The sequence below is a fragment of the Novosphingobium sp. Fuku2-ISO-50 genome, assembly GCF_001519055.1.
Classification (GTDB): domain Bacteria; phylum Pseudomonadota; class Alphaproteobacteria; order Sphingomonadales; family Sphingomonadaceae; genus Novosphingobium.
Window position 1 is genome coordinate 293,203 of sequence record NZ_KQ954286.1, and the last position, 12,988, is coordinate 306,190.

Genomic DNA, 12,988 nt, shown 5'->3' on the forward strand with positions numbered 1-12,988 from the left:
TCCCCCCCATGCCGCGCCTACGGCGCGGCGCATGGCCGGAAACCTGGAGGACTAGAAAATGAAGACCATTGCTATTGTTGCCGCTGCGGCTGTTGCGCTCGCTGCCACGTCTGCTCATGCCGATACCTTTTCCGGCCCTTCGGTCGGTGTGCAGGGCGGCTGGGAACAGAACAGCGTCAACGATCCCACCACCGGCGTCGGCGCGACTTCGCTTCATGCCAAGGGCGACACCGGCACGCTCGGCATTTTCGCGGGCTATGACTACAAGCTGACCCCGCATGCCGTGATCGGCGCGCAGGCCGAACTGAACTTCCCGATCAGCGCGCATTTCGGCGACGGCAACACCACGATCGACCCGAAGCGTTCGATCGACCTGTCGCTCCGCGCGGGCTACCTCGTCGACACCAAGACGCTGCTCTATGTGCGCGGCGGTTACAGCAACGTGCGCGCCGGTACGTCGGTCGCCACTGTGCCGGTCTATGCATCGGGCAGCCAGAACGGCTGGCTTCTGGGCGCGGGCGTCGAACGCGCGGTGACCAAGAACATCACCGGTCGTCTCGAATACCGCTATACCGACCTGAGCGAAGGCGCCGGCAAGTGGAACCGTAACCAGGTTCTGGCAGGCGTTGCCTACCACTTCTGATCCGCGAACCCCTCACGCGTGATCACGGCAAAGGCCCGGCTGTTCCCCCACAGCCGGGCCTTTTTCTTTTCCGTTATGCCGAATGGAAACAGCGCCCGCTTGTCGCGCGTTCAAACAGAAACAGGGTATTGTCTTCGGGAATCCCGCGCCAGACCATCGCCGCCGGAAACGCGCGATCGATGACATAACCGGCGCGACAAGCCTGCCCGGCGGGATCGCGCTGCACCGGGCCGGGCAACCAGACGACTGCGGCCAGCACGGCATCGGGACGCGTGGCAAGCAACGCCGGCCATTCGCGCGGGGCGGGCAAGGCATGCCAGGTTTCGTCGGTATTCCAGCGCACGAATTGCGGATGCGGCGCGCCGCCGTGATAATTGGCAAAGACATTGCGCGCGAGCCACGGCTGCGTTTCAAAGCTCTGCCCGCCAAACGCGGCGATCCGTCCGCCGGGATGGTCGGCCTGCCAGGCGGTGACCGCCGCCGCCGCCGGTCGCCCGGCGGAATAGGCATGGGTCAGATCATAGATCCCGCTGCGCAGCGTCTGCACCCCTTGCGAAATTTCGAGCAGGGCCAAAGCGCCGATCATCAGGCGCCGGGTTTGCCGGTCAACCGGATTGTCCCACTGCGTCCACAGCACGAACAGCACGATCATGAACAAGACGCCGCCATGCCAGCTGCTGGCGAGCACGGCGCCCGAAAACACGATCAGCGCAACCGGCATCGTCAGCATCAGCGCCCGATCGCGCCCCGCCATCACCAGGCGCGCGATCAGCCCCAGAAACACCGCCGACAAGACCATGCCCAACACGGCATCGAGGCCATTCTGGTGCGCCGCGCTCCACGGGGTCACCCGGTCGAACAGCGCATTGGCGACAAAGACCAGCGCGCTGGCCAGCGGATTCATCCGCGTGACTTGCGCCATGAAGCCATTGTCGGCAGGCTGCCACGCGGTCCACATCGCAAACAGGCCAAGCCCCGCGGCCAGCGCCAGCGCGGCCAGTGCGCGCCAATCGCCCAATTTGCGGGCCATCACCAGCCCTATCGCCAGATCGAGCCCGAGCAGACCGGCGGCAAGGAAGCTGAATGCATTGATATTGGCGATCACGCCGACCACCAGCGCATAAGGCAGCGGTCGTCTGACGCGATCGGCAAACTGGCTCGCCGCGATCGATACCAGCAGCAGATCAAGGCAGTAGCCGCGCGCGACCACGCTGTATTGATAGCCGAAATACCAGGTGGCCAGCAGCCCGAGCCGAAGCGGCAGCGGAAACGGTGCGCGCCACACGACAACCGCCGCCGCGAGGATCGCAAAGCCCACCGACAGGACCCAGATTGCCGCAAACGGCAGCCCCGCGCGCGCAGCGACCCACAAGATCGCGTGCCACAATCCGGGCGTGCCTTCATAGCGCGCATACGTCCCGATCAGCGCGCCGAAACTGTTGTCACGCGCCAGCAACCAGGCCTGCATCTCGTCAAACCAGGCTTCGTGATGAAGCCCGATCGTGATCACCCATACGGCATAGAGCGCAAAGGCAAGCACCTGCCATGCCGACGCTCGCCCGGAACCGGCGCCGGGCGCCCCCCGCCCCGCGACGCTGTTCAAATCCATGCCCCTCTCCGCTGCGCTATCGATCAGCCGAAGCGCGATTGGCCGAACACCAGGACATGGCGCATGCCGGTCGTGACCACAAAGCTGACGCCGACGGCAATCAGCTTGGCACCATGCACGCTGATCCCCACCGCCACTCCACCACCGACAATCGCCATGGTCAACGCCATGCCGACCATCGCCGTCGCGACAAAGATCACCAATTGGCGGCGGCGCTCCGGCCCCGGCGCGGCGACGCCATCGGCAAACATCAGGCGGCTCGCCACCAGCCAGTTGACCGCGATGCCCAGTGTAAAGCCCGCCGCCGCAGCCCAGGTCGGCGAAGCGCCCACCCGCACCAACGCCATCAAAAAGGCCGTATCGGCGCATAGCGCAATCACCCCTGCGGCGAGATAGCGGGCCAGACTGCCGGTCAGTCGCTGCCAAAGCGCGGTCGATTGCCACGTCGAAACGCGCGGCGCCTCGACCACGGCGATGTCTGCAGCAAACCCGTTGATTCCCGTACCCACCAGCGGCTCCCACCCTGTTGACCTCGGCGACCATGAACGAAATGCGCTAAACAGGGGTTAATGCATAGGCAGGCGACAACGAGTTTGATGCATCTTGCGCACCGGCAGCGCGCAACACCACAGTTAAAATCCGCTTCACCGACGCGGGCCACCACAGGGCATTACAAAGGGACGGCGCCATGGTTGCCAAATGACCGGCAAGTCTGCGAAACACCGCCGCAACAAGCGCGGTCCGGCCAACGGGCGCGGGACGGAGCGGATGCGTCAATCACGGAGTTTTCGATGCGCCTGTCCCAATTGCCCCTGTTGACATTGTCCCTGCTGGCCGGGCTGCTTGCGCTGGCCCTGCCGCAAACGGCCGATGCCGCAGACAAGCGCAAGGTGATCATCGACGACGACGGGTTTTCGATGATGCAGGTCATGCTGCTCAAATCGGGCGATGTCGACGTTTTGGGGCTCACCAGCGTTTCGGGCGATTTGTGGGCCAATCGCGCCGCAGCGCAGGCCTTGCGCGGGCTCGAACTGCTCGGACGGACCGACGTGCCGGTGGCACAAGGCGCAACGTTTCCCCTCGTCAACAGCGAGGCTGCGACCGACCGCTGGGAAACGCTTTACGGCAAGCTGACCTGGCGCGGGGTGTGGATGCGCCACTGGGTCGAGCCGACTTTGCAGCCCGAACCCGCGTACCATGGCCCGAACGATCCGGTGACCGACCTCGCCTATGGCAATCCGACAACGCATGCGATCGCCGAAAGCGCGGCGCAGTTCCTGATCCGCATGGTGCACAAATATCCGGGCGAAATCACCATTGTCGCCTGTGGCCCGATGACCAATCTGGCGCTCGCCGAAAAGCTCGATCCCGACTTTGCCCATCTGGTCAAGGCGCTGGTCTATATGGGTGGCAGCCTCAATCCGCATCAGGCCTTGAACAATCGCTCGGCAGCCGATTTCGCGCGTGAATTTGCCAATTCGCCGCGCCGGGAATTCAATTTCCGCTTTGACCCCGAAGCCGCCAGCCTTGTTTCGCGCAGCCCGTGGCGCGCGATCACGATGATCCCCGTCGATCCGTCGACAGCCACGCAGATGTCCCCGGACCTGATCGCCCGGCTCGAAGCCGCCGCTCCCGCACCGTTCAAACCCTGGGTGCACCAGTTGCCCGCAAACTGGCCGCTGTGGGACGAAATCGCCGCTGCCGTGTGGCTCGATCCCTCGCTGGTGACCGCGCATGACCGGCTCTATATCGATGTTTCGACCCAGTTCGGCCCCGGCTATGGCGATACCTTGAGCTGGAGCGAGCATTACCAGCCCGGCCTTGGCGAACAGAGCGCCGATGTCGTGCGCAGCGTCGATGCCGGGCGGCTTTATGCGCTGATGGTCAATTCGTTTTCCCGATAACGAAAAAGGCCCCTTTCCGCATGGTGCGAAAAGGGGCCAAATTTCGGGATTTACACTCTGATCAGAACGACTTGCCCAATCAGAACGATTTGCGAAGCGAACCGCCCCAGATGCGCGGATCGTTGATCATGCCGGTCAGGTTGTTGAAGTCGATCGCGCTGATCGCGCGGATCTGGTTGAGAATGTTGCGCCCGAAGAACGCGAATTCCCATCCGGTCGGCGTCGTGTAGCCGACCTTGATCCCGCCCTCGGTCAACGAGCGGCCCTTGAACTCGGATGCCGCGTAGAGGAAGTAGTTGATCGAGCTGCGATGGGCCCAGTCGGTGTTGAACACCATCTTGCCACCATTCGCCAACGGCCATTCGTAATGCGCGTTGACGCTGCCGACCCAGCGCGGGGCCTGCGGCAAGGAGTTGCCGTCGATCAGGGCCAGGCCGTTGTCGTTGACCGGATTGGTCAAAGTGCAGCCATCCCCGCAATAGGGAATGCCCAGCCCCGGCGCGCGCATCACGGTATAGTTGTAGCTGCCGCTGCCCGACAGGGTAAAGCCCTTGAACGGACGCACGTCCAGCTCGGCTTCGGCGCCCTTGCCATAGACGCGCGGGACCGTCACCAGCGCCGCCGAGTTGCCGACCCCGCCGACTTCGGTCAGCGTCATGTCCTTGGTGCGGCTCCAATAGGCGTCGACGGCAAAGTTCACCACGCCGTCAAGCACAGTCCCCTTGAACCCGGCCTCGGCCGAGAGCGTGGTCTGCTTGCCGGCAACATTCTGGATCGAGCCGAATGTCACGCGGTCCTGAACTGCCGAGCCGAGATAGCCGGTGGCGGCGCGGGCGTAGAAATTGACCTTGGGCGTGATCGCATAGGTCGCGCTGGCATCCCAGGTGACATAGCCGCCGCTGACCGAGGCGGTCTGCGGCGCCAGAGCCGGATAGGAATTGCCGTTGGGCGCCATCGCGGTCGCGCCAAGGTCGGCATAGACCGAGCTCAGCCCGGACGAATAGCCCCACACCGTATCGCGCTTGCGATCATGCGAATAGCGGGCACCGGCGCGCAACGACAGCTTGCCGGTCTTGTATTCGCCCGAACCATAGACGCCGATGTTGGTGTTGCGGTCGTTATGCTCGATATCCTGATCGAGATCGGCCTTCCGCGTGGTGTAGCCTGCGCCCGCGTAGTTATAGGCATAATCGAATTCGCTGTACGTCAGCTTCTGCGTGAAGACATAAGCGCCGCCCTGAAGGCGGATGCCGTTGAATTCGTCGGAAACGAAACGCAGTTCCTGGCTGAATTCGTCGGGCCGGGTCACGCCGCCGGTGTTGTCGGCGAACAGCGCATTGCCGAGCCCGGTCGTCGGATAGACGTAGTTCGCCCCGCCGTCGATGTCGCCGGTGCTTTCCACCCGCGCATGTTCATAGGCGGTGATCGAGTAGAGCGTACCCAGACCGTCGAAATGCTTGTCGAGGTGAAGGTTGGTGCCCCACTGCGACATCGACTGGCTGGAAAAACCGTCGATGCCGGCTTTCGAAGGGTCAAACCCCGGCACAAAAGCATTGCTGCCCTGCTGAAAGATCCCGGCGCGGAACAGGCGCGGCGAACCGTCGAGCCCGCGCAAATGGAGATTGTACAGCGCATGGAAGCTGCCATCGGGCGAGACATAGGCGATCTGCGCACGACCGGCGATATCGGTATAGCCTTCGAGCTTGGCCGGAGCGACCGAGCCTGCCGCACCGTAATTGGTGTTGGTCACCCAGTTGTCGCGGTGCTGCACGATCCCCGAAAAGCGCGACGAGAACCCGCCGCCCAGCGGCACGTTCAGCGCGGCTTCGCCGTTGATCGTATCATACGTGCCCCATTCGACCGAGCCATAGCCGCCGAAAGTATCGGTCGGCTTGGCCGAATCGAGCTTGACCACGCCCGCCGGCGTGTTGCGGCCAAACAGCGTACCCTGCGGACCGCGCAGGACTTCGACCGCCGACAAGTCGAACACCGGAAAGCTTTTCAGCATCGGGTTTTCAAGCGCGACATCGTCATAGACCACCGAAACCGGCTGCGCCGCGTTGGGATCATAATCGGTGTTGCCAAGGCCACGGATGTAAAAGCGCGGATAGGCGCGGCCAAACGAGCTTTCGATCTGCAGGCTGGGCGTGCGCGACGACAGGAAACGGATGTCGAGGCCGCTCGAATTGATCGTGTCGAGCTTGTCGCCCGAGATCGAAGTCACAGCGATCGGCACATCGCGCGCCCGTTCGCTGCGGCGCGTCGCAGTAACGACGATTTCGCCGCTCGAAGCCGCAGGCGCGGCAGGCGCCGGTTCATCGGCATGGGCCAAACCCGGCAGGGCCAGCGCAAAAGCGCCAAGAACGAGAGCACAAGCCGTCGAAGCAGCCAGCGAAGTCTTATCTGTTTTAAGCATGGTTCCCCCTCATGTTGGGCCTCTCCCACGCACTTTTTCGGTGCAACCCGCGTTTTCGCGGCAGCGCAATATCCCGCATCTAATCAAATTTCATAAAACTGCAACGGAAAGCAGCCGGTCAAGAAACCCGCGCCATGGGGCTTGTGCGCGGCCCCGGGACACGGCAACTTGCCCGCATAACCGCCGATCGCCAGCACGATCGCCGCAAAATGACCGGAGCGAGGCCTGAGCGATGAACGACCAATCCGCTTTTTCCGACGCCGCTGTGGCAGGTCCGACACACCATGCCGGGCTGAACGCCTGGGTCGCCGAAATCGCCGCGCTGACAAAGCCGGATGCGGTTGTCTGGTGCGACGGGTCTCAGGAGGAATGGGATCGTCTGGCCGCCGAACTGGTTGCGGCGGGTACGCTGATCCCGCTCAATCCCGATCTTCGCGCCGGCAGCTATCTCGCGCGATCCGACCCGCGCGATGTCGCCCGCGTCGAAAGCCGCACGTTCATCTGCGCCGCGCGCGAAGAAGACGCCGGCCCGACCAACAACTGGCGCGATCCGGCGCAGACCCGCGCCACGCTGGCGGACCTGTTTGCCGGGGCGATGGCCGGGCGCGCGATGTATGTCGTGCCGTTCTGCATGGGCCCGCTGGGCTCGCCGGGCAGTGTGATCGGAGTCGAGATCACCGATTCCGCCTATGTCGTGCTGTCGATGCGGACAATGGCGCGGATGGGCCGCGCCGCGCTCGAAGAGCTGGGCGATGACGGGTTCTTCGTGCCTTGCGTCCATTCGGTCGGCGCGCCGCTCGCGCCCGGCGCGGCGGATGCCGCCTGGCCCTGCAACGATGACAAATGGATCGTCCATTTCCCCGAAACGCGCGAAATCTGGTCCTATGGCTCGGGCTATGGCGGCAATGCCCTGCTCGGCAAGAAATGTCTGGCGCTGCGCATCGCCAGCGTCATCGCGCGTGACGAAGGCTGGCTGGCCGAACACATGCTGATCCTGAAAGTCACGCCCCCCGAAGGCGCGGCGCACTATATCGCCGCCGCGTTCCCGTCCGCCTGCGGCAAGACCAACATGGCCATGCTGCAATCGACTTTGCCGGGATGGACGGTCGAAACCGTGGGCGATGACATCGCCTGGATGCGGCTGGGCGAGGATGGGCGGCTCTATGCCGTCAATCCCGAAGCGGGGTTCTTTGGCGTTGCCCCCGGCACGGGCCCCGCGACCAACCGCAATGCGATCGACACACTGACCCGCAACACGATTTTCACCAATTGCGCGCTGACCGCCGATGGCGATGTCTGGTGGGAAGGATTGAGCGATACGCCGCCCGCAAACCTGATCGACTGGCGCGGCGAGCCTTGGGATCCGGCCGGTGGATTGCTCGCCGCACATCCCAACGCGCGGTTTACCGTTCCGGCCGGGCAATGCCCCTCGATCGCGCCCGAATGGGACGATCCCGCCGGCGTCCCGATCAGCGCCATCCTGTTCGGCGGGCGCCGCGCGACCAATGTGCCGCTGGTGACCGAGGCGTTCGACTGGGATCACGGGGTCTACCTTGCCGCCAATCTCGCGTCCGAAGGCACGGCGGCGGCGGAAAACACCGTCGGGGCGCTGCGCCGCGATCCGTTCGCCATGCTGCCGTTCTGCGGCTACGACATGGGCCGCTATTTCGCGCACTGGATCGGCCTTGCCCGGACCGCGCCCGCAGGCGGCGCCAATCTGCCGCGCGTGTTCCTCGTCAACTGGTTCCGCAAAAGCACGGCGGGCAAGTTCCTCTGGCCCGGTTTCGGCGACAATATCCGCGTGATCAAATGGATCGTCGGGCGCGTTTGCGGCACGCTCGATGCCCGCGACAGCGTGATCGGCCGTGTCCCGCTCGACGGCGATCTCGATCTTGAGGGCCTGTCGATCGGCGAAGCGGCGCTGGCCGAGCTGATGGCGGTCGATCCCGCCGCCTGGCGCGGCGAAGCCGAAGGCAACGCGCGAGACCTTGCCCGCTTTGGCACTCTGCCCGACGAACTGGCCGAGCAGCAACGTCGGCTCGAACGCCGGGTGGCAGCATGATGGAGGCGCGCATGAACGGGGCCAGCATGAACGGGGCGCAGGCGCTGGTTTCGACGCTGACCGGGCTGGGCGTCGACATCTGTTTCGCCAATCCCGGCACTTCGGAAATGCATTTCCTCGCCGCGCTCGACAACCCGGCGATGAAAAGCGTGCTGTGCCTGTTCGAAGGGGTCGCGACGGGCGCGGCGGACGGCTGGTATCGCATGACCGACCGCCCGGCCTCGACGCTGCTCCATCTCGGCCCCGGGCTCGCCAACGGGCTTGCCAATATCCACAATGCGCGGCGGGCCTCGTCGGGCATGGTCAATGTCGTGGGCGAGCATTCGACCAAACACCTGCAATACGACGCCCCGCTGACCTCGGACATCGAGGGGCTGGCGCGGCCCTTGTCGCATTGGGTTCGCCGCGTCGATTCCGCGCGCAGCATCGCCTGGGACGCCACCGCCGCGGTCCAGGCGGCATCGAGCCATCCGGGACAGATCGCCACGCTGATCCTGCCTGGCGATGCCAGCTGGCAGGATGCGGGCGAGCCCCTGCCCGTGCCACCGGTCGTGCGCACACGCCGCACCCCCGATCTCGCCCGCGTCGAACATATCGCGCAAGTGCTCAAAAGCGGCGAGCCCGCGCTGTTGATCCTGGCCAACAAGGCGACGCGCGGGCGCGCGCTCGATCTGGCGGGCAGCGTTGCGGCGGCGACCGGGGTCCGCCTTGCCAGCCAGTTTTTCACCGCGCGCTGCGAACGCGGCGCCGGGCGCGTCCCGCTCGAACGGATTCCCTATTCGGTCGCCCCCGCGCTGGCTTATCTGAAGGATTTCAAACATATCATCACGGTCGAAACGACCGAGCCGGTCGCTTTTTTCAGCTATCCCGATCAGCCCAGTCTGTTGAAAGGCCCCGATGCAGCCGTCCACGTGCTGGCCGAGCGCGACGAAGACAGCGAGCTCGCGCTGACCATGCTGCTCGACGCGCTGGGGGCACGGCACGCACCGCGCATGCAGCCCCGGATCGAGACCGCCTGCCCCACCGGCGCGCTGGGTCCGATCAGCATCGCCCACGCGCTCGCCCATGCCATCCCCGAAAACGCCATCATCGTCGATGAATCGCTGACCACCGGGCGCGAGACGATGGGCTATACGATGGGTGCGCGCCCGCACGACATGATCAACAACATGGGCGGGTCGATCGGCTATTCGCCCCCGGTCGCCACCGGCGCCGCGCTCGCCTGCCCCGATCGGCGCGTGTTCTGCATGACCGGCGACGGCAGCGCGATGTACACGATCCAGTCATTGTGGACCCAGGCGCGCGAAAGCCTGGGCATCACCACGATCATCTTTGCCAACAACAGCTATGCCATCCTGAAAGCCGAATATGCCAACATGCGCGCCGGAACGCCCGGAGAGCGCGCGCTGGCGATGATCGAGCTCGACCGTCCGCGCATCGACTGGCAGGCCATGGCCAAATCGATGGGTGTGCCGTCCTGCGCGGTCGATACCGTCGAGGATCTGACGCAGGCGATGCTGCGCTCGGCGCGCGAGGCGGGCCCATATCTAATCGAAGTACGCCTTTGATCCACCGCCCGAGACCCCGAGCCGCAAAGCTCGCGCTGATCGCGGCGCTGCTGATCGCGCCGGGCACGGCGATCGCCCGTCCGCCCAGCCTGCCCGACATCGATGCGCCCGAACTCGCCGCGCCGGGCCCCGCTGCGGCGGGGGTGACCATGCGCACGATCGCCGTGCATGACCGGCTCGATCCGCTGGCCTCGCTGCTCGCCGGCCATGAAGTGCATACCGACCGGGTGCTGCGCCTGCGCATCTGGTATCCGGCGCGCGCGGTTCCCGGCGCCATGCCGGTGACCTATTCGGCGACACTGACCGGCGAACAGGGGCATCCCGACGCGGCCTTTACCGTGCCCGGCATCGCATTGGCCGATGCGCAGCCGTCGGGCGACCATTTCCCGCTGGTCGTGCTCAGCCACGGGTATAACAACGATCCGGTCATGCTCAGCTGGCTGGCCGAAAACCTCGCCACCAAGGGCTATGTCGTAGTCGCCCCCGAACATCGCGATCCGCCGATCTGGGACCGCGCAAAAGTGCCTGCCGCGCTGCTGACGCGCCCGCTCGACATTGTCGACTGCATCAAGGTGCTGCGCGGGGGCATGCTGGGCAAGCTGGCCGACCCGTCCCGGATCGCGCTCGCCGGCTATTCGATGGGCGCCTATGGCGCGCTGACCGTGGCCGGCGGACGGCTCGATGCCAAAAGCCCGGCTGTCGCAGCGCTGCCACCCGCGCTGATTGCGGCCTTTGGCAGAACGGACGTGACCGACGCGGGCCTCCGCGCGATCGTGGCCATTTCCCCCGCAGGCGGCGCGCCCTGGTCCGTCTGGGGCCCCGACGGCGCCGGTCTTGCAGCCATCACCACGCCCCTGCTGATCATCGTCGGCAGCCACGATCGCACGGTCGGCTATGAACAGGGCCCGGCAGCGCTGTTTGCCGCCGCGATCCATGCCGACCGTCATCTGCTGGTGTTCGCGGGCGCGGGCCACGACATCGGCACCAATCCCCCGCCGCCCGAAATGCAGGGCCGCCTGTGGGATCTCGACTGGTTCGCCGACCCGGTCTGGCGCAAGGACCGCATCAACGCGATCGCCACGCATTTCATCACGGCATTCCTCGACAGCCGCCTCAAAGACGATACCACGCGCAACGCCTATTTCGACGTCCCGAGCGAATCCTCCGACCCCGCCGGATGGCAGGGCGAGGCGCCCGGCTACGCCGCGATGAGCAAAGGCGGCACCAATCCGACCTGGAAAGGATTCTGGCGTGGCCACCAGGACGGCCTGATCCTGCGCCATCGCGCTGCGCAATAAGGAGGCATGCGCGTAAAGTGCGTGCGCCGCGTTCGATGATGATGAGCCCTATGGCTTCGCCATCGACATCGGGCTATTCTCTCGCACGCCGACATGGTGATTTGCAGCGCAGCGGATCGACCGTCATCGCCCCCTGCAGGCGGCCTATTCCACAAGGAATGGACTTGACGCCCCGTCATCGAACACCAATGGTCAAATAGAATGCTTTTGCGCATATATTTATAAAATTTATGCTTCATTTTAAAATATTTCAGATGAATATTAAGCGCTACCACAGAGGTGGAGAAATATTGTCATGATCCTTCCGCAAATTCTTCGCTTGCCCGCGCTTGCTGCGGGGCCGCTCTTGTTGAGCATGGCTCTGGCCGCGTGCGGCACGCATGGGGCGCCCGGTTCGCCCGGAGGCGGGGCTGACGCGTCGGACAGCATTTCGGGTGCCGGCGCCACTTTCCCCGCGCCGGTCTACGCGAAATGGGCCGATACCTATCACAGCGGCGGCCATGGCTCGATCAATTACCAGGCGATCGGCTCGGGAGGCGGCATCAGGCAAATCACGGTCGGCACCGTCGATTTCGGCGCATCCGACAAGCCTTTGAAGCCCGAAGATCTCGACAAGAACGGGCTGTATCAGTTTCCCACCGTCATGGGCGGCGTCGTGCCGGTGATCAACGTACCGGGGATTTCATCGGGACAGTTGCACATGACGGGCGCGCTGCTTGGTGACGTCTATCTTGGCAAAGTCACCAAATGGAATGATCCCGCAATTTCATCGATCAACGCCGGGATCAAACTGCCCGCATTGCCGATCACCATTGTTCATCGGTCGGATGGATCGGGAACAAGCTTCCTGTTTACCACTTATCTTGCGATGAAGAATGCCGCGTGGTCGAGCAAAGTCGGCGCGAGCGATTCGGTCAATTGGCCGGTGGGTCTGGGCGGCAAGGGCAACGATGGCGTGGCCGCGAATGTCAAACAGACCAATGGCGCGATCGGCTATGTCGAATATGCCTATGCCAAAAACAGCCACATGACTTATGTGGACATGCAAAATACCAGCGGCGCCTTCGTTGCGCCATCGGCCGACAGTTTCGCAGCGGCCGCAGCGGGCGCGGACTGGCCCCATGCCAAAGGCAATTATCTGCTGTTGCTTGACCAGCCGGGCGCTGCCAGCTGGCCGATCACCGGCGCCACCTTCATCCTCCTGCACAAGCAGCAGGCCAGCAAGGCAAAGGGCGTGGCGGCGTTGAAATTCTTCGACTGGGCCTACAAAAACGGCGACGATGCCGCGCGCGCGCTCGATTATGTCCCGATGCCCAAAAGCGTCAAGGATCTGGTGCGCAAACAATGGACCGATACGCTCAAAGCATCGGACGGCAGCGCCGTCTACACTGGCGACTAGTGGTCCGATTCTGACATTTGCTACCGCTCTCGGCTAGGTCGTGCGCAAATGTCAGAATCTTTTCGGACCACCAGAAACTTTTGATTCTA

General features: G+C 64.3%; 9 protein-coding genes. 6 read left to right on the forward strand and 3 right to left on the reverse strand.

Going from position 1 to position 12,988, the window contains the following annotated elements; genetic code table 11:
* The first annotated feature begins 58 nt into the window (after positions 1-58).
* Positions 59-643, forward strand: coding sequence for an outer membrane protein (locus tag AQZ50_RS04205; RefSeq protein ID WP_067743032.1), 585 nt, complete (start codon positions 59-61; stop codon positions 641-643).
* Positions 644-716: 73 nt separating this feature from the next.
* Here the strand turns inward: AQZ50_RS04205 and AQZ50_RS04210 are convergent, their stop codons facing one another.
* Positions 717-2,252: a hypothetical protein gene (locus AQZ50_RS04210; protein WP_067743034.1), complete on the reverse strand. Its 1,536-nt coding sequence runs from the start codon at positions 2,250-2,252 to the stop codon at positions 717-719.
* A gap of 23 nt (positions 2,253-2,275) precedes the next feature.
* A complete protein-coding gene (locus AQZ50_RS04215; protein ID WP_067743037.1) occupies positions 2,276-2,761 on the reverse strand; it encodes a GtrA family protein in 486 nt (161 codons plus the stop codon).
* 282 nt (positions 2,762-3,043) lie between these two features.
* Between AQZ50_RS04215 and AQZ50_RS04220 the strand changes: the two genes are divergently transcribed.
* Positions 3,044-4,156, forward strand: a complete 1,113-nt coding sequence (locus AQZ50_RS04220; protein ID WP_067743040.1) for a nucleoside hydrolase — start codon at positions 3,044-3,046, stop codon at positions 4,154-4,156.
* 79 nt (positions 4,157-4,235) lie between these two features.
* Here the strand turns inward: AQZ50_RS04220 and AQZ50_RS04225 are convergent, their stop codons facing one another.
* On the reverse strand, positions 4,236-6,572 hold the full coding sequence (locus tag AQZ50_RS04225; RefSeq protein WP_067743043.1) for a TonB-dependent receptor: 2,337 nt from the start codon (positions 6,570-6,572) through the stop codon (positions 4,236-4,238).
* A gap of 232 nt (positions 6,573-6,804) precedes the next feature.
* Between AQZ50_RS04225 and AQZ50_RS04230 the strand changes: the two genes are divergently transcribed.
* The 4 genes from AQZ50_RS04230 (at position 6,805) to pstS (ending at position 12,899) form a co-directional block, all read left to right on the forward strand.
* A complete protein-coding gene (locus tag AQZ50_RS04230) occupies positions 6,805-8,634 on the forward strand; it encodes a phosphoenolpyruvate carboxykinase (GTP) (RefSeq protein WP_067743047.1) in 1,830 nt (609 codons plus the stop codon).
* Positions 8,635-8,645: 11 nt separating this feature from the next.
* Entirely contained in the window at positions 8,646-10,202 is a 1,557-nt protein-coding gene (locus tag AQZ50_RS04235; RefSeq protein WP_231730104.1) for an acetolactate synthase large subunit, read from the forward strand.
* Positions 10,199-11,500, forward strand: coding sequence for an alpha/beta hydrolase family protein (locus tag AQZ50_RS04240; protein ID WP_067743050.1), 1,302 nt, complete (start codon positions 10,199-10,201; stop codon positions 11,498-11,500). The genes AQZ50_RS04235 and AQZ50_RS04240 overlap by 4 nt, the downstream gene beginning before the upstream one ends.
* Before the next feature lie 295 nt (positions 11,501-11,795).
* Positions 11,796-12,899, forward strand: coding sequence for a phosphate ABC transporter substrate-binding protein PstS (gene pstS, locus AQZ50_RS04245; RefSeq protein ID WP_231730105.1), 1,104 nt, complete (start codon positions 11,796-11,798; stop codon positions 12,897-12,899).
* The last annotated feature ends 89 nt before the right edge of the window (positions 12,900-12,988 follow it).

Excerpts from the sequence above, each read along its gene's own strand:
- AQZ50_RS04230 (WP_067743047.1), top strand. The coding sequence starts at position 6,805 with ATGAACGACCAATCCGCTTTTTCCGACGCCGCTGTGGCAGGTCCGACA.
- pstS (WP_231730105.1), top strand. The coding sequence starts at position 11,796 with ATGATCCTTCCGCAAATTCTTCGCTTGCCCGCGCTTGCTGCGGGGCCG.
- AQZ50_RS04225 (WP_067743043.1), bottom strand. The coding sequence starts at position 6,572 with ATGCTTAAAACAGATAAGACTTCGCTGGCTGCTTCGACGGCTTGTGCT.
- AQZ50_RS04220 (WP_067743040.1), top strand. The coding sequence starts at position 3,044 with ATGCGCCTGTCCCAATTGCCCCTGTTGACATTGTCCCTGCTGGCCGGG.
- AQZ50_RS04210 (WP_067743034.1), bottom strand. The coding sequence starts at position 2,252 with ATGGATTTGAACAGCGTCGCGGGGCGGGGGGCGCCCGGCGCCGGTTCC.
- AQZ50_RS04205 (WP_067743032.1), top strand. The coding sequence starts at position 59 with ATGAAGACCATTGCTATTGTTGCCGCTGCGGCTGTTGCGCTCGCTGCC.
- AQZ50_RS04235 (WP_231730104.1), top strand. The coding sequence starts at position 8,646 with ATGAACGGGGCCAGCATGAACGGGGCGCAGGCGCTGGTTTCGACGCTG.